General features: G+C 39.0%; 25 protein-coding genes. 22 read left to right on the top strand and 3 right to left on the bottom strand.

The window, feature by feature from the left end; all coding sequences use genetic code 11:
• The first annotated feature begins 87 nt into the window (after positions 1-87).
• The 18 genes from AC559H_RS11070 (at position 88) to AC559H_RS11155 (ending at position 17,515) form a co-directional block, all read left to right on the top strand.
• On the top strand, positions 88-1,404 hold the full coding sequence (locus AC559H_RS11070) for a homoserine dehydrogenase (protein WP_026794595.1): 1,317 nt from the start codon (positions 88-90) through the stop codon (positions 1,402-1,404).
• Positions 1,405-1,635: 231 nt separating this feature from the next.
• A complete protein-coding gene (locus tag AC559H_RS11075) occupies positions 1,636-2,997 on the top strand; it encodes a folate/biopterin family MFS transporter (protein WP_087882133.1) in 1,362 nt (453 codons plus the stop codon).
• Between the two features lie 9 nt (positions 2,998-3,006).
• Complete coding sequence (locus tag AC559H_RS11080; protein ID WP_026788773.1) at positions 3,007-4,485, top strand: carotenoid oxygenase family protein; 1,479 nt, start codon at positions 3,007-3,009, stop codon at positions 4,483-4,485.
• 101 nt (positions 4,486-4,586) lie between these two features.
• On the top strand, positions 4,587-5,615 hold the full coding sequence (locus AC559H_RS11085; protein WP_026794596.1) for a glycosyltransferase family 2 protein: 1,029 nt from the start codon (positions 4,587-4,589) through the stop codon (positions 5,613-5,615).
• A gap of 4 nt (positions 5,616-5,619) precedes the next feature.
• Positions 5,620-6,408 carry an ABC transporter permease gene (locus AC559H_RS11090; RefSeq protein ID WP_026788771.1) on the top strand — a complete coding sequence of 263 codons (789 nt, stop codon included), beginning with the start codon at positions 5,620-5,622 and terminating at the stop codon, positions 6,406-6,408.
• Positions 6,409-6,572: 164 nt separating this feature from the next.
• On the top strand, positions 6,573-7,007 hold the full coding sequence (gloA, locus tag AC559H_RS11095) for a lactoylglutathione lyase (RefSeq protein ID WP_026788770.1): 435 nt from the start codon (positions 6,573-6,575) through the stop codon (positions 7,005-7,007).
• A gap of 127 nt (positions 7,008-7,134) precedes the next feature.
• The gene (locus AC559H_RS11100; RefSeq protein WP_026788769.1) at positions 7,135-7,995 is read left to right on the top strand and encodes a bile acid:sodium symporter family protein; all 861 of its coding nucleotides are present in this window, start codon (positions 7,135-7,137) and stop codon (positions 7,993-7,995) included.
• A 6-nt stretch (positions 7,996-8,001) separates the two neighbouring features.
• On the top strand, positions 8,002-8,439 hold the full coding sequence (locus tag AC559H_RS11105) for a YidH family protein (protein ID WP_026788765.1): 438 nt from the start codon (positions 8,002-8,004) through the stop codon (positions 8,437-8,439).
• Positions 8,440-8,486: 47 nt separating this feature from the next.
• Positions 8,487-9,983, top strand: a complete 1,497-nt coding sequence (locus AC559H_RS11110) for a hypothetical protein (RefSeq protein WP_026794597.1) — start codon at positions 8,487-8,489, stop codon at positions 9,981-9,983.
• 167 nt (positions 9,984-10,150) lie between these two features.
• Positions 10,151-10,735: a Uma2 family endonuclease gene (locus AC559H_RS11115; RefSeq protein ID WP_026788763.1), complete on the top strand. Its 585-nt coding sequence runs from the start codon at positions 10,151-10,153 to the stop codon at positions 10,733-10,735.
• A 179-nt stretch (positions 10,736-10,914) separates the two neighbouring features.
• Positions 10,915-11,595: a MarC family protein gene (locus AC559H_RS11120; RefSeq protein ID WP_026788762.1), complete on the top strand. Its 681-nt coding sequence runs from the start codon at positions 10,915-10,917 to the stop codon at positions 11,593-11,595.
• 54 nt (positions 11,596-11,649) lie between these two features.
• On the top strand, positions 11,650-13,152 hold the full coding sequence (locus tag AC559H_RS11125; protein ID WP_026788761.1) for an arylsulfatase: 1,503 nt from the start codon (positions 11,650-11,652) through the stop codon (positions 13,150-13,152).
• Positions 13,153-13,167: 15 nt separating this feature from the next.
• A complete protein-coding gene (locus AC559H_RS11130; RefSeq protein WP_036832378.1) occupies positions 13,168-13,566 on the top strand; it encodes a hypothetical protein in 399 nt (132 codons plus the stop codon).
• A 350-nt stretch (positions 13,567-13,916) separates the two neighbouring features.
• Positions 13,917-14,618, top strand: a complete 702-nt coding sequence (locus AC559H_RS11135) for a V4R domain-containing protein (RefSeq protein WP_026788759.1) — start codon at positions 13,917-13,919, stop codon at positions 14,616-14,618.
• A complete protein-coding gene (locus tag AC559H_RS11140; RefSeq protein ID WP_026788758.1) occupies positions 14,615-14,881 on the top strand; it encodes a hypothetical protein in 267 nt (88 codons plus the stop codon). Before AC559H_RS11135 ends, AC559H_RS11140 begins: the two co-directional genes overlap by 4 nt.
• A gap of 133 nt (positions 14,882-15,014) precedes the next feature.
• Positions 15,015-15,476, top strand: a complete 462-nt coding sequence (locus AC559H_RS11145) for a bilin-binding protein (protein ID WP_026794598.1) — start codon at positions 15,015-15,017, stop codon at positions 15,474-15,476.
• Positions 15,477-15,595: 119 nt separating this feature from the next.
• Positions 15,596-16,249 carry a V4R domain-containing protein gene (locus tag AC559H_RS11150; protein ID WP_026794599.1) on the top strand — a complete coding sequence of 218 codons (654 nt, stop codon included), beginning with the start codon at positions 15,596-15,598 and terminating at the stop codon, positions 16,247-16,249.
• A gap of 102 nt (positions 16,250-16,351) precedes the next feature.
• On the top strand, positions 16,352-17,515 hold the full coding sequence (locus AC559H_RS11155) for a pentapeptide repeat-containing protein (protein ID WP_026788755.1): 1,164 nt from the start codon (positions 16,352-16,354) through the stop codon (positions 17,513-17,515).
• Positions 17,516-17,528: 13 nt separating this feature from the next.
• Here AC559H_RS11155 and AC559H_RS11160 read toward each other — a convergent pair whose 3' ends face one another.
• From AC559H_RS11160 to AC559H_RS11170, 3 genes are all read right to left on the bottom strand, one after another.
• Positions 17,529-18,011 carry a bilin-binding protein gene (locus AC559H_RS11160; RefSeq protein ID WP_026788754.1) on the bottom strand — a complete coding sequence of 161 codons (483 nt, stop codon included), beginning with the start codon at positions 18,009-18,011 and terminating at the stop codon, positions 17,529-17,531.
• Positions 18,012-18,205: 194 nt separating this feature from the next.
• The gene (locus AC559H_RS11165) at positions 18,206-18,697 is read right to left on the bottom strand and encodes a 2Fe-2S iron-sulfur cluster-binding protein (RefSeq protein ID WP_026788753.1); all 492 of its coding nucleotides are present in this window, start codon (positions 18,695-18,697) and stop codon (positions 18,206-18,208) included.
• A 162-nt stretch (positions 18,698-18,859) separates the two neighbouring features.
• The gene (locus tag AC559H_RS11170) at positions 18,860-19,165 is read right to left on the bottom strand and encodes a hypothetical protein (RefSeq protein WP_026788752.1); all 306 of its coding nucleotides are present in this window, start codon (positions 19,163-19,165) and stop codon (positions 18,860-18,862) included.
• Between the two features lie 90 nt (positions 19,166-19,255).
• Here AC559H_RS11170 and AC559H_RS11175 point away from each other — a divergent pair, with 90 nt between their 5' ends.
• The 4 genes from AC559H_RS11175 (at position 19,256) to AC559H_RS11190 (ending at position 25,288) form a co-directional block, all read left to right on the top strand.
• Positions 19,256-21,193 (top strand): serine/threonine protein kinase, encoded by a 1,938-nt coding sequence (locus tag AC559H_RS11175; RefSeq protein ID WP_026794600.1) that lies wholly within the window; start codon positions 19,256-19,258, stop codon positions 21,191-21,193.
• A 200-nt stretch (positions 21,194-21,393) separates the two neighbouring features.
• Positions 21,394-22,131, top strand: a complete 738-nt coding sequence (locus AC559H_RS11180) for an RRXRR domain-containing protein (RefSeq protein WP_036832383.1) — start codon at positions 21,394-21,396, stop codon at positions 22,129-22,131.
• Positions 22,132-22,677: 546 nt separating this feature from the next.
• Complete coding sequence (locus AC559H_RS11185; RefSeq protein ID WP_026794601.1) at positions 22,678-24,396, top strand: hypothetical protein; 1,719 nt, start codon at positions 22,678-22,680, stop codon at positions 24,394-24,396.
• Positions 24,397-24,601: 205 nt separating this feature from the next.
• Complete coding sequence (locus AC559H_RS11190) at positions 24,602-25,288, top strand: GvpL/GvpF family gas vesicle protein (RefSeq protein ID WP_036832386.1); 687 nt, start codon at positions 24,602-24,604, stop codon at positions 25,286-25,288.
• Positions 25,289-25,366: the final 78 nt, after the last annotated feature.

Here is a 25,366-nt window from a genome sequence, read left to right on the forward strand (position 1 = left end):
TGATCATATTCATATTCATCAACAAGATTGTCAACCTCTAATGTAAAAATGGGAAGTGTAGCCTTGCGTTAGGGATGGTTTAGAATCGTGGTTTTTAAAATTGGTTTATTAGGACTGGGAACAGTTGGAACCGGAGTGGTTGAAATTCTGTCCAACCCGGAGGGTCGTCATCCCTTGTTATCGGAGTTAAGTTTGCATCGGGTGGGGGTGCGATCGCTTTCTAAACCCCGGAGTGTCAATATACCAGAAGATATACTGACAACGGATTTAGAAACAATTGTGATTGATCCAGCCATTGATATTGTGGTGGAATTAATCGGGGGTTTGGAACCAGCGCGATCGCTAATTCTCCAAGCGATTGAAAATGGCAAGCATATTGTCACCGCCAATAAAGCCGTGATTTCCCGTTATGGGAGTGAAATTTTTGATGCGGCGAATAAAAAAGGGGTTTATGTGATGTTAGAAGCCGCCGTTGGGGGTGGGATTCCGGTGATTCAACCGTTAAAACAATCCTTGGGTGCGAATCGAATTCAAACAGTCACCGGAATTATTAATGGCACAACTAACTATATTTTGACCCGGATGAAAAATGAAGGGGCAGATTTCTCCGAAGTCTTAGCGGATGCTCAACGGTTAGGATATGCAGAAGCTGACCCCACCGCCGATATTGATGGCTTAGATGCGGGGGATAAAATTGCGATTCTGGCATCCCTAGCTTTTGGAGGCAGAATTAAGTTAGAACAGGTTTACTGTGAAGGAATTAGAAAGGTAACGGCGACGGATATCACCTATGCGGAAAAATTGGGATTTGTGATTAAGTTATTAGCGATCGCATCCCGCAGTCCCCAGGCGACTCCCGATCAGGATTTATTATCGGTTCGAGTTCATCCGACTTTAGTGACCTTATCCCATCCTTTAGCCAGTATTAATGATGTTTATAATGCCATTTTAGTTGAAGGGGAACCGATTGGACAGGTGATGTTTTTTGGCAGAGGAGCCGGATCGGGGCCTACGGCGAGTGCGGTAGTTTCTGATATTTTAAATATTGTTGCTGTTTTACAAATGCAAGAAGCAGAAGTTGTTAATCCGATTATTCCCCATGAAATGATGAATTGTACCCATCAACATTACTGTAAAATTGCGCCGATGGAGGATTTAGTCACCCGTTTTTATACTCGGTTTCTAACCAAGGATTCTCCTGGGGTAATTGGAAAATTAGGAACTTGTTTTGGTCAGCATCATGTCAGTATAGAATCAATTGTACAAACGGGATTTCATGAAAATTTAGCAGAAATTGTTGTAGTTACCCATGATGTTTTGGAGGGTAATTTTAATCAAGCTTTAAGTGAAATTAAAGGTTTTGATGAAATTGACAGTATTCCTAGTATTTTAAGGGTACTGTAAATCAGTTATCAGTAAACAGTTATCAGTTATCAGTGCAAGGGTTATCAGTTATCACCGTAAAATTTATCGGTTGTCAGTTAACAGTAAAGAGATGACTGTTAACTGATGACTGTTAACTGATGACTGATGACTGATGACTGATGACTGATGACTGTTAACTGATTAGGAGTGTAGATCCGTAGGTTATGATAAATATATTCATATTTCTTAATTTTTGTTTACAAAATCCTGATGACTGCAACAAGCATCGCCAAAACCAAGCAATTCTTTAAGAAAACCATATTTTTTGACAACGAGCCAACCCCAGAACTGATAGCCATTTTACTGGTGTACTTTGTCCAGGGAATTTTAGGACTGGCCCGTTTAGGGGTGAGTTTTTTCCTCAAGGATGAACTGGGAATGAGTCCGGCGGAAGTGTCAATATTACTGGGAATTGTGGCGATTCCCTGGATTATTAAACCCCTATTTGGCTTTATTTCCGACGGTCTGCCGATTTTCGGTTATCGCCGTCGTCCCTATTTAATCCTATCAGGAATATTGGGGGCCTTATCCTGGGTGGCTATGGCCACAATTGTTCATACTCCTTTAGCCGCTACGGGGGCGATTGCCTTGAGTTCCCTTTCCGTGGCCATTGGCGATGTAATTGTCGATTCCTTAGTTGTTGAAAGAGCCCGTCACGAATCAATTAATAATATTGGTTCGCTGCAATCCGCTTCCTGGGGAGCGTCGGCTATTGGCGGATTAATTACCGCCTATTTAGGGGGGTTTTTATTAGAGCAATTTCCCCCGCAAACCATATTTTTAATTACAGCAACTTTTCCCTTAATTACTTCCATGGTGGCGGGATTAATTGCAGAAGAATTTCAGGGTCAACCCTCCAATTGGCAAACGGTTAAATCTCAAATTAAAAATCTGCGTCAAGCCATCACCCAAAAATCAATTTGGTTGCCTACAGCCTTTATTTTTCTTTGGCAAGCCACACCCACGGCTGATTCTGCATTTTTCTTTTTTACCACTAATGAATTAGGATTTCAACCCGAATTTTTAGGGCGAGTTCGTTTAGTTACAAGTATTGCCTCCTTACTCGGAATTTGGCTATTTCAAAGATTTTTTAAGTCCGTTCCTTTTCGGACAATCTTTTTTTGGTCAACAATTATTTCCACCTTATTAGGGATGACAATGTTACTATTAGTCACCCACACTAACCGAACCCTAGGAATTGATGATCATTGGTTTAGTTTGGGGGATAGTTTAATCCTAACCGTGATGGGACAAATTGCCTATATGCCTGTTTTGATATTAGCTGCTCGCCTCTGTCCTCCCGGGGTAGAAGCCACATTATTTGCCCTATTAATGTCGGTTTCTAATTTAGCAGGTTTAATTTCTTATCAATTAGGTGGTATCCTTACCTATTATTTAGGAATTACGGAAACCAATTTTGACCAATTATGGTTACTGGTGATGATTACTAACCTAAGTAGCTTATTACCTATTCCCCTAATTCATTGGTTGCCCAATAGTAATGCAGAAATCGAACCTCCAATGGTCAGCATTCAACCCTCAGAACTTGATCAATTAACCGTAAATCCTTAATTAAGAGACATGAAAAATATAATTTCTCAACCAGAAAATTCCACAAAAACCTTATCCTATAGTCCCCAAGATTGGGCAAAAGGATATCTTTCTCAACCTAATGAATACGACTATTGGATTGAAGATATTGAAGGAGAAATTCCGACTGAACTAGAAGGAACCCTCTATCGAAATGGCCCAGGCTTATTAGATATTAATGGACAAAGTTTTCGTCATCCCTTTGATGGTGATGGCATGATTTCTGCGATTCGCTTTACCAAAGGTACTGCCCACTATTGTAATAAATTTGTCAAAACTCAAGGTTATTTAGAAGAACAAAAAGCCGGAAAAATTCTCTATCGTGGTGTATTTGGAACCCAAAAAGCTGGGGGATGGTTAGCAAATTTTATGGATTTAAAAATCAAAAATATTGCTAATACAAGCGTCATTTATTGGGCGGGAAAACTATTAGCATTATGGGAAGCTGCCCAACCCTATCATCTGGATGCAAATACCTTAGAAACCATTGGAATTGATAATTTAGAGGGAATTTTAGAACCCGGAGATGCCTTTTCAGCCCATCCTCGAATTGATCCTAATTGTGAATGGAATGGCGGTGAACCCTGTTTAGTCAATTTTTCGATTAAACCGATGTTATCAACCACCATTACAATTTATGAAATTTCTACTCAAGGAAAGTTACTCAGAAAACAGGTTCATTCTGTACCTGGATTTGCTTTTATTCACGATTTTGCTATTACTCCTAATTATTGTATTTTCTTCCAAAATCCAGTCCAGTTTAATCCCATTCCCTATTTATTAGGATTATCGGGAGCGGGAGAATGTATTAACTTTCAAACCGAAAAACCGACTAAAATTATTGTAATTCCCAGGGGTAAAAATGGCAAAATTCAATATTTTGAAATGCCTTTGGGATTTGTGTTTCATCATGCCAATGCTTATGAACAAGATGATACTATTTTTGTGGATTCTATTTGTTATAAATCCTTATCCCAAATTAGCCCAAATCAAGATTATCGAGAAACGGATTTTAGTCTATTAGACCCCGGACAATTATGGCGTTTTTCCTTGGGTTTAACTACGGGAAAAGTAGAACGTCAACTGATTGAATCTCGCTGTTGTGAATTTCCGACTTTACATCCGAATTATGTCGGTAGACCCTATCGTTATTTATATTTAGCAGCCGCCCACGACGCCGAAGTAAATGCCCCCTTACAGGCAATTTTGAAAGTGGATTTAAACACAAATCAGCGTCAATTATGGAGTGCAGCACCGGAAGGATTTGTGAGTGAACCCATATTTGTTCCGCGTAAAAATGCGATCGCCGAAGATGATGGATGGGTGTTAACAGTAGTGTATGATTCCCAAAATCATCGCTCAGATATTGTGATTTTAGATGGTCGAGATTTGAGCAAAGGTGCGATCGCTCGATTACACTTAAAACATCATATTCCCTACGGTTTGCATGGAAACTTTGTGAGCTTTTAATATTCAGCCTCCGACGATCCTAAAAACAACAATATAGGAGATCCCTAAATATGTTAGGCTAATAATAACAGAATTAGCAGACCATTAAGCGAGGAAGTCCGATGAAGTTTAGCATCGTGATTACAACCTATAACCGCATTGCTTTACTGAAACGGGCAATTGATTCCGCATTGAAACAAACAATTCCTTGTGAAGTTGTTGTTGCTGATGATGCTTCCTCTGATCAAACAGAAGACTATGTTCGTAGTTTATCTTCCTCCTTAATTCAACAGGGAGATCACCGTTTAGTTTATCATCGTAACCCCAGTAATCTCGGTCATTCTGCCACAATGAATGCTGGAGTTAAAGCCGCTTCTGGAGACTGGATTAAACCCGTAGATGATGATGATTATTTGGCGTTAAATTGCATCGAGGAAATGAATAAAGCTATTGAAACCTATCAAACTAAAGTCAATCAAAATTCATCCTCCCAGGCGGTAATTTGTTCTTGTCAAGCGAGTCAAATAGACCCGAATGGTACAGAATTAAGTCGGACTCGCTTAACCGGCCCTGGCAAAGTTTATTATATTCCCCAGGAAGATATTCACTATGGAATGTTATTGGAACAAGTGCCATTTGGAACCCCTGTTCAAGTTGCCTATTCCAAAGAAGCATTTATCAAATCCGGTGGCTGGGATTCGAGTTTGGATACTAATTGTGATGATATTGATTCTTGGATTAAAATTTCTCAATTTGGGGATGCAATTTTTATTAATCAGTGTTTAGCTTATCGAACAATTTGGCCAGGAGCTTTTAATCAAAAAATATCCCTAAAAAAACGATTAGATACCAATATTTTAATCAAGGAAAAAATTTATCAATTAGTTAATAAAAAACATCAAATCCAACTCCCTAGGATGGAAAATATTCGTGATTATCTGAAACTGCATTGGAGTCTGGTAGCATTAAAAAGAGCTAAAATTAAAAACGCTATTTGTTTTTCCTCAAAATCTTTGTTTTCTGCTCAAGGCTGGAAATTATTAATATCCTCTCTTTTAAATCGAAGACAACAATGGTCAAAATTAAAACAAATGTTAAAAGTAGATAAAACCTCAGAACTTTCCGTGAAAAAAATAATTTTAATTGAATAATATTATGAAATATATTTTAAAAATAGCTCAAACTTTCCTATCAACCTACTATGCTTATATGGTTGAATATCGAGCCGAATTGTTTTTCTGGGTATTGTCGGGTTCCTTACCTTTTATTTTAATGGGAATTTGGATAAAAGCCTCCGAAACAGGTAATATTGGACTCACTTCTATTGAATTTGCTCGATATTTTTTGGCTGCTTTTATTGTCCGACAAAGTAATGTAGTTTGGGTAATTTGGGAGTTTGAAAAAGAAGTAATTCAAGGAAAACTTTCCCCTCGATTATTACAGCCCATTGATCCAGTTTGGCATCATTTTCTTAGCCATATTGCCGAACGATTTGCCCGTTTTCCCTTTATTGTTGGGCTAATTCTTTTATTTTTTGCCCTCTATCCTGAATCTTTTTGGATACCCAGTTTAGGACAAACCTTATTATTTTTATTAGTATTAATTTTAGCTTTTATGCTACGGTTTATTATTCAATATACCTTTGCTTTATTGTCATTTTGGATAGAAAGAGCCAGTGCTATTGAAAAAATTTGGTATTTACCCTATATATTTTTATCAGGAATAATTGCCCCTTTAACAGTCTTTCCTCCCTTAATTCGGGAAATAACATTATGGACTCCCTTTCCCTACCTAATTTATTTTCCCGCTTCTATTATTGTGGGATTTCCCGTTGATTTATTTCGAGGTTTATTGATCATGTTCTTTTGGGGAATTTTGTTTTTAATTATCAACCGTTGGCTATGGAAACGGGGATTAAAACAATATTCAGGAATGGGCGCCTAGTAGTGAGTCCTTTAGGACTCTCTTTCTAGGATAAAGCCCTAAAGGGCTTACTACAAAACTCGTAGTGAGTCCTTTAGGACTCTCTTTCTAGGATAAAGCCCTAAAGGGCTTACTACGATTTAATGGGTTATATTAATATAAATACATCACCAAAAAAAACAACAATGAGACTACTTCACACAATGTTACGGGTGGGAAACCTAGACCATTCCTTAAAATTTTACTGTGATATTTTAGGAATGAAACTACTGCGCCAGAAAGACTATCCAGGGGGTGAATTTACCTTAGCCTTTGTCGGTTATGGTGATGAATCCGATCATAGCGTGATTGAGTTAACCTATAACTGGGGCGTCGAACAATATGAAATTGGTACAGGTTATGGTCATATAGCCCTCGGTGTTGATGATATTTACGCCACTTGTGAACAAATTAGAGCCGCCGGGGGTAAAATTACCCGTGAACCCGGCCCAATGAAACATGGAAACACTGTAATTGCGTTTGTGGAAGATCCCGATGGTTATAAAATTGAGTTAATTCAGTTAGGAACTCAGGGATCAAATTCCGAAAAAGAAACTACTGTTTCTGCTTCTAAAACATAATAAAACCCTACCCTAACCCTCCTCTTGGTAAGGGGAGGGGACAGGATTTTTAGTTAAGTTTTTGTTAAATTGCGATCGCGCATCTTTTATAGCCACAAATCATCACAAAAAGTAAGCTTTTAAAGTTATGCAATATCCTTTATTACTGATTTTCGTCAAAGTCACGATTTTTGCTCTGATGTTAGCCATCGGACTCAATCTTTCTTTTGAGAAAATGCTCTCCTTTTGGCGCAAACCTGCTTTACTATTCCGTGCGCTTCTAGCCGTTGTTGTCTTGGTTCCCCTAGTTGTTATTATCCTGATCAAACTGTTTAATTTACCGCCGGGAGTAATAATAGGATTAGTGCTGTTAGCAGCCTCTCCTGGCGCGCCTCTAACCACAATGCGATCGCAAATTGCTGGAGGTAGATTTCGTTACTCAGCCAGTCTTCAGCTAACCCTAGCTTTACTGGCGGTCTTCATTACTCCTATAACCTTAGCTATTTTCGCTATTTTATTTAAAGAAATTCCAGAAAAAACAACAATTTTAGAAGTCGCTAAACAAGTAACAGTGGCGCAATTTTTACCTGTTACTATTGGTCTTTTATTACAAAAATATGGAGCTAAATATGTAGATGCTATCGCTAAATTTTTAACTTTTATGTCGAATGGTTTGTTTTTTGTATTAGCCATATTACTATGTGTATTGGGATTCCCTTTATTGTTGAAAGTTTGGGGATTACCGATGATTGCGATCGCTATTATGGTAATTACATCTCTAGGTATTGGACACACTTTAGGGGGGCCAGATGATCATAATCGGTCAATTCTAGCGGTTTCTTGTATTGCTCGTAATGTCGGTTTAGCCCTATTTATTGCTATTTTGAATAATGTACAACAGCAAGTGATTCCGACACTGATAGCTTATTTAATTTTGGGAGCTATTTTAGGTGTTCCTTACTCCATTTGGAATAAGCGCAAATTAGCTACATTACCCCCCGAAACCTAACCCATTATGAATCAGCCACCCGTCAATTCAGAACCCCCTAAACATCTTTCTAATGATGAATTAGCCACAGATCGTACCGAAATGGCTAAATACCGCAGTCGAGCCGCCGCCGATCGCACCTTAATGGCTTGGATACGCACCTGTCTCTCGTTAATTGCTTTTGGTTTTGGTATTCCCACTATTGTTAGAACAATTGAACAAACCCACCTTCATCCTAAGCTTGACCCCGTAAGATTTTCTGTTATCGTTGGACTATCTTTTATTAGTACGGGAATGGTAGGAATGGCTTTAGGATTAAGAGAACACCGTCGGTTACTTCAACGAATTGAAAGCGATCGCTATACATACGAAACCTCTTACAGTGCGGAAATTATCGGAATTGCTTTGCTTGTAATTGGGTTAGTTAGTTTTATTGGAGTAGTAATTAGAAGCCTAAATTTTTGATATAATCTAAATTTAGAAAACTCGTTCAAGTAAATAACAATTATCAAATGAAATCAACTTTAAGTTCTGGTTTAAGTATATTAACATTTCTGGTGGCTGCACCTGCTTGGGCGAGTGCTGTTAATCTGGATTCTGATCCGACGGTATCCTCAGCTTTTTCTGAAGATCAAGGTCAGTTTTTGATTAATTCTGATCTGCATTTTCCCGTAGATAAATATTCGGTTGAAATTAATCCGGTTTCCGTTGAAAAAATTGCGATCGCTCCTCCTCCATCACAACAATTAACTGAAAAAAATGCAGCAGATTATAAACTCTCTCAACTCACTTCAACCTTCTTAAATCCTAGCATTAATGCTGCTGATTTGCAATCCTCCCAACAGGGAACAATTAATTATGCGATCGCTCCAGAAACGAATATTCTAACTCAACCTAATATTGAGAGAAATACACTCAGCCAAAATCCCAATAATATTGTCAATGAATTCTTAGCTGAAGATATACCTAATTCCACTCCAGAGGTTGAAGCATCTAAACAGAAATCCCGATGGAGATTTAAAGTTGAACCGATGTTATTTGTGCCTTTTAATATTCAGGGTTATGCCATTGTCGGAGAAGGTGCAAGTGTAAATCGAGTGGTTTTAGTTGACTTAATTACGGCTGAAATAACGAATCGAATCTTAAATCAATTGCCCAAAGATATCATTGAAAAAAGCGTTAATCGAGTCTTAGAACGCCTACCCTTTGATCGCAGTAATACTCGGTTAGAAGACCGCATTGCTCAAGGAGTAAGAGACCGTTTAAAAGAACGGGGACAAGACCTAACAGCACGCTTAGAAACTCAAATTCGAGAAGGAGTACAAACAATAATAAATCGAGTTCCCTACGGTCAAGTTCCGATTCAAGTTGATTTTAATTTGGGTATAGGAAAACTTCTCGATCTTAATTTTACCAAAATTTTACAGTTAGGAACCCGTTTAGAAGCATGGAATGGGGATATTGGATTAATCTTTCAGGGGTCATATACTGAAATCGGTTTAACTAACAAAGGTTCAGAGATTAATATTGATTTTAATACTCAATTATTAGTCGCAGAAGTCTTACTTGCATGGCATTTAGGAACCCTTCCCTTAACTACTGTTAAAGATACCTCAAAACCGAATAGTGTCTATCCTTCCCTTGATTTTGAAGTCTATGGTGGGACTCGTTTTGGTTATCTCGATACGGATTTTGATTTTAATCCTGGCCCCAAAATCAACTATCGACCGGATTGGTTTGATCCTTCCTTGGGAGCGCAAATTACACTCAATTTAGCCGATAATCTTAAAATTAAAACTAGAGGCGGAACCGCAATCACAGGAGGAAGTGAAGCCCTAGCCAATTGGGATTTATTAGTAGCTTTGGATTGGCAAATATCGCGGGATTTAACCTTATCTACAGGCTATCGTTTATATCAATTAAAAGTCGAACAAGCCGGGAATATTGGCACCTCAACGGTTAAGATGACTGCACAAGGAATGCGTTTAGGATTAGCTTGGTCTTTCTAGTTTAAACACAAACCCACTGAAACTGATTAAAGGTTTAGCTTATGGATTAGAATTTTAAAATTTTAATCCATGCTTTCCCTTACTGAAGCAGACGGTTTGATATAATCAGACTATCCGATAATATCTTAAAATTGCTATAAAATGTAAAATAATACCTTAAATTTGCCATGACTACTACCCAACTTAAATCCTTAAGTCTAGAATCTTTTCTTCAACAATATTATATTGATGAATCTCCTGCCTGGGAATATATTGATGGTAAAATCAGACAAAAACCAATGCCTCAAGGACAACATAGTAAACTACAATATAAATTCTGTGAAACGATTAACCAAATAGCAGAACCTTCTAAAATCGCTTATGCTTTACCGGAACTCCGTTGTACTTTTGGCGGGCGTTCCATTGTACCTGATATTGCTGTCTTTTTATGGAATAGAATACCCCTAACCCCAGAAGAAGAAATTGCTAATCAATTTGATTCTTTCCCTGACTGGACTATTGAGATTTTATCACCCAATCAAAAACCAACAAAAGTCATCGATAATATTCTGCATTGTTTAGAATATGGTTGTAAATTGGGATGGTTAATTGATCCAGATGAACGATCAATTTTTGTATTTCAACCCAATCAAATTTTGAAGAATTATAAGATTGATTCAGCAGAAAAGTTACCCATTTTAGAATCAATTGATATTAATTTAACGGTCTCTCAAATTTTTGGTTGGTTAAAACAGAGGCCGTTGATAGACTAATTGAGGGCAATTTGTTGGTCTTTTACTCATTAGATATCAATATTCTGGTCAGTATTGTTGTTATACACATTTTAGTAATTATGTCAATATATTAAGATTGCAAATTTCCTATGACATTACCTCTAAAATACCACGATAATATCGAAGTATTTCAAAATTAGGAGGTAATTTTTTATCCTATGGAATGGTCGTTTTTAAGAAACTTTGGAATTACCCTATTTGCCCTTTTAAATCCTTTAGGGATGCTGCCAATTTTTATCAGTTATGTGGGTCGTGAGCGACCAGGGGTGCAACGCTGGTTAGCTTTGTTTATTTCTGTGACTGTGTTGGGCTTGCTACTGTTGTTTATGTTAACAGGTGCATCTATCCTGCAATTTTTTGGTGTCACCCTGAATTCCTTTCGGATTGCGGGAGGCATCCTATTATTAATTATTGGGATTAACATTGTAAATGGAGTAGCATCCACGACAACAGAAATTACCATTACCAAGGCAAAAGAAAGCGATTTAACCCAAGCCCAATCTATCTATCGCCAAATCGTGATCCCGATGGCGATGCCTTTATTGGTAGGGCCCGGTGTAATTGCCAACGTCATACTTTATGCCAGTGAAGCCGAGGCAAAGAAAGAGAGTGGCCTGCTGCTGGGATTAATCTTGATGACAATTTTAGTCAGTTTCTTCGTGTTCGTTATTCTCTTATCGGGTAGAGGGTTACAGCGCATGATCGGAGATACGGGACTCAGTATTGCTCAACGAACTCTTGGACTCTTTGTGGCGGCGATCGGTGTTCAATTTATGGTGACAGGTTTAACCAATATCATTGTTGTTCAAATTGTGCCTGAAATTTTGAAACTCCGATAAAATTAAAGGCGATTACCATATCAATACAATTCTAGATCCAAGGAGCAACTAAAAATGACCGATAAAAAACCAAACATTGTCATCATTTGGGGTGATGATATTGGTCAATCCAACATCAGTTGTTATACTCACGGTTTGATGGGCTATAAAACCCCTAATATTGATCGGATTGCCAAAGAGGGGATGCTATTTACCGACTCCTACGCCGAGCAGAGTTGTACAGCCGGGCGATCGGCATTTATCACGGGTCAATGTGTTTTTCGCACGGGCTTAAGTAAAGTCGGGATGCCTGGAGCTAATCTGGGAATGCGTGCTGAAGATCCGACTATTGCCGAACTCCTGAAGCCCTTGGGTTACGCCACCGGACAATTTGGCAAAAACCACCTGGGCGACAAAGACGAAATGCTGCCCACCAACCACGGCTTCGACGAATTTTTTGGTAATCTCTATCACCTCAACGCAGAAGAAGAACCGGAATTACGAGACTATCCCCCGGCCGCAGATTTTCCTAATTACAAGAAAATGTTTGGCCCGCGCGGTGTCCTCGACTGTAAAGCCAACCCAGACGGGACTCAAACCATTGTCGATACGGGTGCGCTGACCAAGAAGCGGATGGAAACCATTGATGATGAAGTGCTGGCCAAAGCCAAGGATTTTATCGATCGTCAGGTAAAGGCAGGTATTCCCTTCCTTCTCTGGTTTAATACGACCCACATGCACTTCCGTACCCATGCCAAGCCTGAGAGTTTAGGGCAGTCGGGACGCTGGCAGTCGGAATACCACGACGTTATGATTGACCATGACAAGTGCGTTGGGGAATTGCTCAATTATCTCGATGCCCTCGGTATCACTGATAATACGTTTGTCATGTATAGCACCGATAACGGCCCCCATATCAACTCCTGGCCTGATGCCGGGATGACCCCTTTTCGGAGTGAAAAAAATACTAATTGGGAAGGCGCATTCCGTGTACCCAAATTGGTGCGCTGGCCCGGTGTAATTGAGCCGGGTAGTGTCTCGAATGAAATTGTGAGTCATCTGGACTGGTTGCCAACTTTTGTGGCGATGGCAGGTGATCCAGATATTAAGGAAAAATTACTCACAGGCTATCAGGCGGGTAATAAAACCTTCAAGGTACATCTGGATGGCTATAACCTTGTGCCTTATCTCAAAGGCGAGGTGGACAAAAGCCCACGAGTCGAATACTTTTACTTTAGTGATGATGGCGACCTGATGGCATTGCGTTATGACCACTGGAAGACGGTTTTCATGGAGCAACGGGTAAAAGGCACTTGCCAAATCTGGGCCGAACCTTTGGTCACGTTGCGAGTTCCAAAACTGTTTAATCTCCGTACCGATCCCTATGAGCGTGCAGATATTACCTCAAATACCTATTGGGATTGGATGTTTGATCACATTCCTTTAGTATTAGCAGCCCAGCCTATCGTTGCCAAATTTATCGCCACTTTCCAAGAGTTTCCCCCACGCCAAAAAGCTGCCAGTTTTACTGTTGATCAGGTGATGGAGAAAATTACCTCTGGTATTGCAAGTCGTTAATCAGCAAGAAAAATCATGATCAAAAAGCTGCTCGGTCTAGCATCTGTTCTCGAAATACTCACAGGTTTAGCCCTAATCATCGCTCCTTCGGATGTCGCTATGTTGTTGCTAGGGGATGGGGTTTCTGGTATCGGGACTGTGGTAAGTCGGGTAGCTAGCTTTGGTTTGTTTGCTTTGGGATTGGCTTGTTATCCGCGATCGCACGATATTGACAGTTCCGATCAAGTAGTTCTGGGGATGCTCACCTACAATATCTTGATAGCAATCTACCTTATTTATTTGGGAATCAGAGGTGAATGGGTTGGGAGATTGTTGTGGTTGGCTGCGACACTTCACACAGTCTTTAGCATCCTTCTCACCTACGCTTGGTTTAAGAGAAAATTCCTGACCGAATTACAACCAAAAGATCAGTAAGTAGGCGGTGTAAGTTAAACAAAAATCAATTCCAAAATCTGATACCCACTCCCCTCAAAAGTGGTGTTGATTTCCCTATCTGTCAGTGAGTCTCAAAAAATGTAGTGCTTCATGGCGAAGAATCGAGTTAAATTAGATACAACAGGTGCATTAATCAAACTGACTCAGAACATCCGCTAGGAGAATTAATCCCCTATAATTTGAATCTACCGAAGAAAGGAGCAAGAGGCAAAAGGTATACCCCTGTTCCGATGTTCCCTATTCCAGTGTTCCCTACTATTTGTCAGTCCTAGGTTGAGAAATTTGACCCCAGTTTTAAACCCTGTCGATTAAAAAGGAGTATGCAGCTAATGGCTTCAAGCGCCGCCCCTCAACATCCTGTTGAGCATCAATCCAAACTCAAAATAAGTAATCCTAAAGCCCATAATCATTATCGATTTCAAGATTTTTTCAGCTTTGATCCGTCTATGGGTACGGTCACAGACTGGAATCAAATGCGAAATATCTTTACCAGTGAAGATTTTATCATCGGTTTGGTCGAAGGATTAGAGGAAGAAGTCGGTAGCGCCTCCTCGGTAATCATGTATACCATTGGCAAAGAATGGGGCGTTAAGGATGCTATCTTTTTCCAGCAGTGGTATGAAGCCGAATATGGCCAAAGTATTCGACAGTCTAACCTGATGTTTCTCCTAGAAACTTGGTGGTGGCCTTTTACTGCCCAAGGTTGGGGACGCTGGGAAGTGGACATGAGCGATCGCAAACATGGCTGTATCTTTATTAACCTATTTGACTCAGCCGTTGCCCGGACGTTAGGCGATGTGGGCAAACCCGTTTGTCATATCTATGCTGGATTATTTGCTGGATTTTTTAGTAATCTGGTTAAAAAAAGCCTAAGTTGTATCGAACTGCAATGTTATTCCATGGGAGAAACCTATTGTAAGTTTCTTTTGGGAAACCCAGACCGGATTGATGCTGCGGGTTTTTGGCTGAATGAAGGAGCCACCGCCAGGGATATTCAGCGAAAATTACAGGATGGAGTGGTCTTGCGATGAATAATCCCCCGGGTTGGCTCAGTGAATCTGTTCAAGACTTTTTCAGTAATCTTAACTGGTTAGGTACACCCGCGAGGGTAGAAAAGAGTCATCCGACTACTTCATCACAGTCCAATTTAACCCTATCCGTCGCTGATTTTTTTCAACGGATTGATTGGGAAGGAGTTCCCCAGGTCGGAGTTATGCCGATTATACCTGCTGCTGCTTCTAATACCCCGGATCAACTTGATGTCACCATCGACGATTTAATGGGTTTATTTTAAATCAGTTATCAGTTAACAGTTAACAGTTATCAGTTAAGAAGTTTACAGTTAATTTATTAACTCCTCAACTGATGACTGATGATTAGTAACTGATTACTGATTACTGATTACTGATTACTGATTACTGATTACTATGCAAGCTGAATTAAATCAATTATTAGTCAAAGCGGAAAATCGCTATCTTCAAACCGAAGAATTGCTGGGTTTCAAGAGCTATTCAGAAACTTTAGCCCAACGATTAAAAATTTATGAATTTCTTCGTGATCGAGAAGTGGTGATTTTTCAGCCTGTTGCCGATCAAATTTCAGTTATATTTCCCCAGGAAAAACAAGAACGCTTAGAACAGGTTTTACAACAATGGATTCTGATTTTGCGCCATAGTGCAATGGCGATGTTATTAAATGATTCAGAATACCTTCAGCGACGAGTGATTGATTGGTTATCAGGTATAGTTCAAGCCCATAATACCCAAGCAATTGATACTCAAGTCTACCAATTGCTTAATACCCGTTTAAATGAATTACTCTCGGCAAAGGCAATGGTTTTTATCCAACCATTCCTAGAACAAGTTAAAAGTTACTTGCTAAAACCTTGAATAAAAAAGAGTTAATTGATTCTGATTAGCACTTTTATGGAAACCCTGGTAAAAAAATATCTGTTCATCACAACCGCGATTCGGTTAACTATCAACCGTCAATATCACCTGTTTAAATCATGATTGAAATCAACAATTTACTAATTAAACCTCAACTTCCGGGCAACTATTTTGCTTATGATGCTTATGTGAAAGGGGATCTGGAATTGGGCTTACTAGAAAATCGCCTCGGAGGTCGTTTACTAGGTCTTCCCTCAACCTTACTTGAAGCAATTTACACTGGATTAGAACAAGAAACAGGTCAAGCCGCCCGCTTAGTCTTATTCAATTGTGGTCGCTGGTGGGGAAAAAATTTTTATGTCCGTTTTTGTGAAGAAATCAGCGAATATTATGACAAAACTGTGGCGCAAATGGAAATGATCGAATTCATTCAATGTTTACAACAATGTTGGAAAACCCATGGTTGGGGAACATTTGATTTGGATGCCCAATATACTAACACGGGATTTTTGATCCTGATTACCAAAAATTCCCCCTTTGCTAGTGTTGCTAAGGACTGGAATCGACCAGTTTGTTTTTTGGAAGCTGGAATTTTTAGCTCCTTTTTTAGCCGATTAACCGGACGAGACCTCCATTGTGTTCAAACAACCTGTGAGTCCATGGGTGCAGATTCTAACCAATTTATTCTCGGTTTGAGTAATCGTTTACAATCAGTCGAAGCCTTAGTAGATCAGGGGAAAGATCATGACACTATTCTAAAATCACTGGCATGAAATATTAATTAATTAAGAATTAAAAATTAAGAGTTACAAATTACGAGAATATTAATTCGTAATTCATAATTCGTAATTCATAATTCGTATTAGGTTTAACCCATGGATGCGATTGAACTGCTGAGTCGATATCGAGATGGAGAACGGGATTTTAAGGGCGTGAGTCTGCGGGGTATGATTCTGAGTACCAATTCTTATCGACCCAATACCTTACCAACTATGGGTTTGGCTAATATTCGAGAACCCCAAAATCGACCGCATTTAATTGGTGTCGATTTGAGTCATGCTGACTTAAGCGAAGCCCATCTTAGTTTAGTTAATCTCAGTAAGGCTAATTTGACTGGAGCCAATTTAACCGGGGCTAATCTCAGTGGAGCCAGTCTCAGTGGCACTATTTTAACCGGGGCTAATTTGAGTCGGGTTAATCTCGAAGGCGCTCATCTAAATTGGGCTAATTTGCAAGAGGCAGATCTTAATCATGGCAATCTCAAAGGTGCTGATTTTAGTTCCGCAATTCTCCTAGAAGCTATTTTGACTCAATCCTCTCTGGTTAAGGCCTATTTAATTAAGGCGAATCTTCACCAAGCTATCTTGAAAAATACGGATTTAACTCAGGCTAATTTGAAAGATGTAGACTTATCCGGTGCAGATTTGACTCAAGCTATTATTGTCCGAGCTAATTTAAGTGGAGCTAATTGCACCGGGGCTGATTTAACCAAGGCCCAAATGTTAAAAACTAATTTAAGACACGCTGATTTAACCGATGCTTTTCTTAATTCTGCAACTTTATTAGAAGCCGATCTCAATGAAGCTAACTTAACTCGTGCTAATCTGAGTAAAGCCAATTTGAGCAAAACTTATCTGAGGAATGTCTGTTTAAATGGTGCTCATTTAAGTGGAATTAATTTGAGTGGGGCGGATTTGGGCGGAATTGATTTAAGACAAAAATTATTAACGGGAATCAATTTAGCGGGGGCATATTTAAGTGAAGCCAACTTGGAAGGCGCTTTATTAATGGATGCTAACTTAAATGCCAGTAATTTAAGTTCTGCTAATTTGAGTAAATCTTGTCTAATTAATGCCGATTTAAGAAATAGTCATCTGGGTAATGCTAACTTAGCCGATGCGAATTTAATGGGAGCTAATTTGAGCGGGGCTGATTTAAGAGGGGCAATTTTAAAGGGGGCAATTCTAGCCAATGCCGAAATTAAGGGTGCAAAGTTACATGGAGCTACATTACCGAATGGAAAAGTTTATAACTCTTAAAAGTAAAGGAATTTTATGAAGGTCTTTTTTTGCATAAAGTATTGTAATTCATTTCAATTATAGGTAAAAATAGATTATTTTCTTCCGAGGTTAAATAACCTTTAATTACATCGGACATGGTTTGATGTGTTAATTCAGTTAGAGCTTGAACTTTAAAGGCTTGTAAAATTGTCGAAAACCAAATTAATAGGCGTTGTTGCAAATATTCGGGATCATCGATCAATAACGCCATGGCTGAATACCGTAAAACTCTAACTGTATCTAAATGCCATTTTGATTTTAAATTAACTGAACCTTGCATGAAAATATCAGGGTTCATTTTTTCCAAATTCTCTTGAATTTGATTCATGATAAGCGATTCATTATTTTTGATTTTTTGATAGGCACTGATCCGATATTTAAACGTACCAAAATAGGATTTTAAAAAATCCAGTTCTTCCGGTGTTGCATAACGACCATCAACTTCCACACTCAAACGTTCTAAATTAGTAAACATATCTTATACTGATAACTGTTGACTGATAACTGATATAGCAGTCGCCAGACCTATTAGGACAAAGAGTGATGCAGCAAAGCTAGACGGTGAAGTCTTTTCCTCCCAGATCCGGCGTTCCCTGTTCTCGTTCGACCGTTCGACTGGCTCACGGCTCACGACGCAGCCTGTTCCCTGTTCCCTGCTATAACTGTTTATTACTCATCTTTCGCATTCCGAGTTCGAGCTAAATATTCGCCCACTTGTAAACGAGTTTCTTTCAATTGATTCAGAATTGATCGAGTGATTAGTTTTCCAGTTTCCACAACCACTTCCCCAGTAATAGGATGTAGAAGTTCCTGTTCTGCTCGTCGCCCGACTAAAGATTCTATATCTTCGATGGCATCAATATACATCCCAGAGGGTAATTCAACAACAATACCCTCCCCAAGAACATGAGCTTGACAGGCCAAACGGGAATTAGGTTTAGCCGTTGTAATCACTTCTAAGGTTCTTTGTTCACGGCGGCTGACTTTAGATAAACCATCCATGCCATCCTTAATAAAAACATGACAGGTGGCACACATTCCCCGCCCCCCGCATTCTTTCAGAACATGAAGTTCCTTGGTCATCAATGCCGAAAGCAAATTAGAATTAGTCTGAACTGCCATTTCTTCCGCAATCGGTTCTAGTCGAAGTATTTTAGCCATTTGTTTAGATTAGAGAATCAAATGTAGATTGCACAAGTTAGCAGTTAGATTCAAAATTTCAGGGACATTAACGTCCCATTATTCTGGCACATTAACAGTTTCAGTATCCTTATACAGGCTCGTTTTTCATCTCCCCTGTTATTTTCATAACAAATTCAAGCCTTAAGAGCGATGAAGTTGAGCATTAGGCTCTTGCACCCAAATTGCATAACCTTTTGGAGTTTTAGTAATGACAGTGCTGTCTCCGACCTTTCCCAGTTTAGCAACGATTTCTAAAGTTTTCTCAGCATTCTCTACCGCCTTAAAAAAACTGTAGTATTCCTGATCAACACAAACCGCAGGAACAGGTTGCTCCAAATCCGGCACCTTGATCCGACAAGTGCGATACTGATTTTGAGATTGAATGATTTTAGTTGGGGCTGGCCCTGTAACTGGTGTTGTAGAGTCTGATTCAACGGTCGAAAACATAAACACCCCTGGTTACTGGATAAGGTTAATTTGTCAGTAATACCCATATACTATAGGATAGGGAATTAACGAGGCGGTCTAAAACACACCATGCAGGCTTCTCGATACCGAATTTTAGGGTTAGTAGGACAAGGCCAGTTTGGTAAGGTTTACTGTGCCAGCGATCGCCGTACTGGAAAACTCGTAGCTCTGAAGGAACTGAGTCATCAAAGCGCCCCTACTCACCAATTTTTACAAGAACTATGGTTTATTATCAGTCTACAACATCCTAATATTGTCGCTTGTCTAGGTCTTGAACACATCCAGACCGGACGCTATTTAGTCATGGAATATTGTGAAGGAGGAACACTTCGTCATCTTGTCGAACAACAGAATTCTCTACGTCTACAAGAAGCATTAAACTTGATCATCGGCGTTTTAGAGGGTTTAGACTACGCCCATCAACGGGGTATTATTCACTGTGATATTAAACCTGAAAATATCCTACTCACCCTCAAATCCCAAGGGTGGCATCCAAAATTATCAGACTTTGGCATTGCTCGCCGTCTTCCCATAGCTGGAAAACTGTCCTCTTCAGAAAAGCCCCCCACTTTTACTGGAGGATCTCCTGCTTACATGGCTCCAGAAAGATTTTATGGTATTTATTCTCCTCGATCAGATATTTATGCGGTGGGGGTTGTCTTATTTGAACTATTGGTGGGCGATCGCCCCTTTCATGGGTTACCCGGTGAGTTGATGTCAGCCCACTTAAATCAGCGGTTAGAGATGTCTACAGAGATTCCTGAAGCCCTACAAACAATCATTCAAAAAGCCTTAGAAAAACTCCCAGCCCGTCGCTATAAAACCGCAGCAGAGATGGCAGAAGCATTGCAAACAGCCATAGTTAATCCTCAAATTCAAAGTCTAGCTAACTCTATTATTTTGGGGAAATTTCCTGATTCCCCCGAAGACGAACAATTCTCCAAAGCTCAGATTTCTAATCTAACTTTATCAGTTGATCATTCTATTCCATTATATTCCGTTGGAAATTCCAAATTCCCCCTAAATTGTATTACTAATTTTCCCTATCTTTATACAGCGTTTGGTCAAACATTAAAAATTTGGTCTTCTCCCCCTCCTGAAGAAACTCAGGTTATTGCTCAAAATCCAATTCATTTCCCAGAACCGATTTTAGCCATGCAAATGATGAGAAATGGGTGTTGTGTGATGACCAAAAATAAAATTTATTATGCGACTAATTTTCAAGACAATCCTAAATCCTTATTGAATTTAAGTGCGATTCAATCTCATACATCTTATGATCAAGAATCACAAGACTCTAATCAAGTTAAAGCAGAAAAAAACCATCCTTTAAATCCTTTAAATATAGCTTCACATAAAGATTTATTATATAGAGTTGCCATTGAACCAAAGAGTCATTATATGGCTTTAGCTTTTTCGGGACAATTACGATTTTATTCCCTTACGGATAAACATGGTTCTCCCGCTTTAAAACTGATTAAAAAATTATCTCTTTCTGTTCCTCAAATTCCAGAACTTATATTTTTAGACCGTAGATATTTACTCGGAGTTTGGCTAAACTTCAAACAAAAAAACTGCACGTTGCTCAGGGTTTATACCCGCCGAGGAACCCCCATTGGCAACCTTAAATTATTCATTCCTTTAAAACAAATCATTCCCACTCCTCAACCCTATACTGTATTGGGTATTGGATGCGATGATCAACCTCAGCTTATTCTTTTACACCTAAAGCCCTTAAGTATTATTCGCATCTCCTTAAACTCTCCGCCCACCATCGCTTGCGCTACCTCCTGGGGATATGTTATAGTAGATAAACAGGGAAAATATACCTTCTTTAATTTAGAAGGAAAATTGTTAGGAGATTATCTTGGCCCTGTTCATCCTCAAGCCATAACCTCTTGGGGAAAAACAGGTTTAGCAATTCTCACCGCTTCCGAACCCCAGGGTGACTTACACTTTGTAAAATCTATTAATCTTGAGCAAGACCTTTCACCAACCCCGCCGTAAAACGGACGGGGATTGACCGAACCAATTCGGTTGACGCAAGAGGTGAATAGCCCGCAGAGCCGTTAGATGTTACAGACCTCCGAATACTTCCCTAGTTCGGATTCCTTCTAAACCTGATTGGTTCAGGTGTTGTTAAAGACAAGTCATATTTCTAACGGTGGGCAAAGGGACTATTAACTTAACTCTTGAGGATTATCTCCATGCAAAGAGTACCTGTAATATCTTCTAATAATCAACCTTTAATGCCGACTAAATCTAGTCGAGCTAGACGATGGATCAAAGAAGGTAAAGCTATTGGTAAATTTAACGATTTAGGACAATTTTATGTCCAACTAAAAGTTGAACCACTTGACGACAAAATTCAACCCATTGCTGTCGGTATTGATCCTGGGAAGCTGTACTCAGGAATTGGTGTTCAATCAGCCAATTTCACCCTCTGGACAGGACATCTTGAATTACCTTTTAAGAAAGTTCGAGAACGCATGGATAATCGACGAATGATGCGGCATGGAAGAAGGGGAAGACGGATTAACCGTAATATTCCTTTTAACCAAAGAGCGCATCGTCAAGTACGATTTTCAAACCGTAGGCAAGGTAAATTATCCCCATCAATTAGAGCTAATCGACAACTTGAATTACGAGTTGTAAAAGAGCTTTTTAAAATGTTTCCAATTACCGACATTTATTTTGAGTACGTCAAAGCTGATGTTGATTTAACGTCTGGACGGAAAGGAGCTAAATCAGGAAAAGGATTTTCAGCCGTTATGGTAGGTCAAAAATACATGGTTAATTGGTTGAGTCAATTAGCTACTGTACATACTATTTATGGTTGGCAAACATCTAATCTAAGAAAATATCTTAAGTTAGAGAAATCAAAAGACAAGTCAGAACAAACAGTCAAATCTCATGCTGTAGATGGTATTACTTTAGCTTGCTAAGTACCTAAACAAAATTAATTACACATCCTCCACCCTGTTCCCTCCCCCCCTAGCCCCCCGTGCACGGGGGGTTTGGGGGGGCTGTTCCCTCTCTCAACTAGGTAATTTATTTTGTGTAACTACTTATTATTTTCTTGAGTATAAAGCTCATTTTTCTAGCAATACTCATGGGCATAGTTGGCAAGGGAATGTAACGATAACGTCTTGTCCTTTTGCAGTAATTAAACGTCCCCCTATTAGTCGTCGCCAACTTCATTTAATGGTTCCTTCCAAGGGTAACGTTAGACGAAAATATGGTGGCACTACAACAGAATTTGGTTTGAGAAAAGGCGACGCGCGTTAATTCTCCAAAAGGAATTGGCTACGTTTCTGGTCAAACTAAAAAACAAATATCTGTCAGCGATGCTAACTGGAAACGGTTAGGACAGATAGCCTTTAGCAAAATAACCTTAATTAGACGTTCAAACGGTTTAATTATTACTTGTTAAAGAAATATAAAGCCGTCCTCCGCTTCGCTAAAGGACGGGGTTTCTACCCAAATTTTCGATGAATAACAATCCATTAATAGAATCAATTGATTCCATAGAAATCACAATAAATACTATTGAAAAATCATCAACAACCCAACCTCAAAACCTAGATGATTTTCTCGATCAAACCCTAATTAAATTTATTGATTTAGTTTCCTTTAATTCTATCTCTAACTCTCCTGAAATTCCCGCTAATTTAGTCCAAGCCATGCAAGAATTGATTCAAATTCTTGCTCATTTGCGATCTCCTAATGGAGCATGGCCAAGCAATTTACCCCAAACCCCTGAAAACCTCATTCCTTATGTTATAGAAGAAGTTTCTGAAGTATTAACAGCTTATAGGGGAATTACGAATTGCGAATTACGAATTACGAATGGGGAATATTTTACTTCCCCTGCTCCCCTGCTCCAGCCCCCAGTTATTTTATTTCTTAATACATTAGTTCCTCAATTATTATGGAATTTATCCCAGACTTCCTATCAATTTATGCGACTTTTAACCGGAATTAATGCTGAAATTTTATTACCTAATCAAGATTGGACACCTGGAAAATTAAGATTAGTTGCCAGTTTAATTATTAAAACAGAAAATCTAGAGAGTTCAATCGATCTGGCAACCAGTTTTTTTCCTCCTCCCTTGATTCCGACTGAAGCCTATGTTCAATCTAATGACTGTTCCCTATGTCAACATCCTTTAGAAGTTCAATCTTTATTAACACAAATTACCCATAACCTTCAAGATAGTTTTAATCAAATTAATTTTTTTAATGATCCCATCAACACTGAAATTATTTATCCAAAAAGTCAATGGGAATCAAGTCAAATCCACATAAAGATGGGATTTCAATTTATTGCTGACCCTGAAACATCAGAAGTCAGTCCCTTTTATTATTCGCTAGAAAATGACAAAAAAGACGAAGAACTTTTTATCCATACACCCATTCAAAATGTTGAATATTCGATCCTAGCTTCCGTTTCTCAGGCGTCTTTATTCAAAACACAAATTCGACTAACTGACCCAGGAATCATTCAACCTTATATTCAAAACCAAATCCAAAATCATGGTTTACACTGGCTTAAACAACAAAAACAATCCTATAATCTGAACCTTTCCGCCGAACCCATTTCAAATCTTGATCTGCAAGCCGAACAGTCTTATTTAATTGACTTAATTGAAATTGCAGATGAATTAGTTGATATTATTTACAGTCCCCAATCTCCTTCCAGTTTGATGCGTCTTCAACCTGAAATACCACTAACAGAATTATCCCTAAGATTGCTATGGCAGATGGTTAAAAGCAGTTATAATATTATGCAACTTATTAGTGGAATTAAAGCCAAAGTCCTGCAACCTGGATTGGTTTGGCAAACCGGACACTTGAGATTATTAGCAGTTTTAAATGCCGAATTTCTAAACGATTCTTGGGAAGTAGATATTGCCAGCAGCCAACCTCTGAAATTTGACATAAATCTCCTTATCTCTAACTCGATTATCCAGTCAGATGACCATGAATGGTGTCGATTTCCTCAATCACTAGAATTTTTAAAAATGCAAATCATTAATTTATTAGAAACCACTCCTGAACTTAAAAGTTGGATCAAAGGAGTCAAAATAGATTGGGGTAATTCCCATGAAAATTTAACACTATCTATTCCTTGGAAATCTGGATTTGCCCAACTCAGCTTTGATTTTGAATGGATTCCCAATCAGTCATCAGTGAAAAATCAGTTTTAAGTCATTTCTAATCATCAATGATTCTTAAACATCGGACTTACGCAGAAACCGGGTTTTTGAACGATAAATCACCGATTTTATCCGTAAAATCAGGGTCAGAAACCCGGTTTCTTTGGTCTTGTGCGTAAGTCCTGAAACAGTTAAGACTTAATTTATAGTCATTAGCTTTCAAATGAAACTTTTACACTCATAACTGGTGACTGAAATGTACACTTATGCTTTTTTCAAAACACCCATATCACCCCTTAAACTTTCTTCTGGGATCAGAGGTTGTTTAGAAATTATCAATTTTCAAGGATTATCCGCCTTGGTAGAAACTGATTTAAAAGCTCAAGACCTCCCAGATACCGATGAACAATTAATACAAGCTATTTTAATTCATGATCAAATTATCCGTTCCGTTTTTGAACAAACCACCCTCTTACCGCTACGCTTTGGCATTTGTTTTCCTTCTGACATAGCACTTTCCGAGCATTTAGCCCTACATCAACAGGACTACTTGCAAAAACTAGAGCAATTCCAACATAAGACCGAGTATTGTTTACAGGGAATTCCTCTCGAACCCACCCCAGTTCTTACTCAACCCAACCCCATAAACTCGTCCCCCCAGAGAGGGCGAGACTACTTCTTAGGCAAAAAACAATTCCATCAGCGTCAACTGGAATATCAACAGCAACAAGCTCAAGAATGGCAAGAGCTAGTTGGCACCATTAGCCAAACCTATCCAGAAAACCGTTTCGCCGACAGCCAACCCAACCGAGAACGCATCTATATATTGATTGACCAAACCCAAACCCTCCAACTGCAAGACCAATTCAACCAATGGCAAAGCCAGTCCCACCATTGGCAGTTAAGCCTTGGGGATGCTCTACCTCCCTACCATTTCTTATAAAAGTCAACTGCCAAAACCAGTCTCAAAAAAATTTCCATCCTTTCCATATAAATATTGAAAGAAGCAATCGTCTGAAAG

Origin of the sequence: Planktothrix prolifica NIVA-CYA 540 (genome assembly GCF_963864145.1) — a bacterium.
Classification (GTDB): domain Bacteria; phylum Cyanobacteriota; class Cyanobacteriia; order Cyanobacteriales; family Microcoleaceae; genus Planktothrix; species Planktothrix agardhii.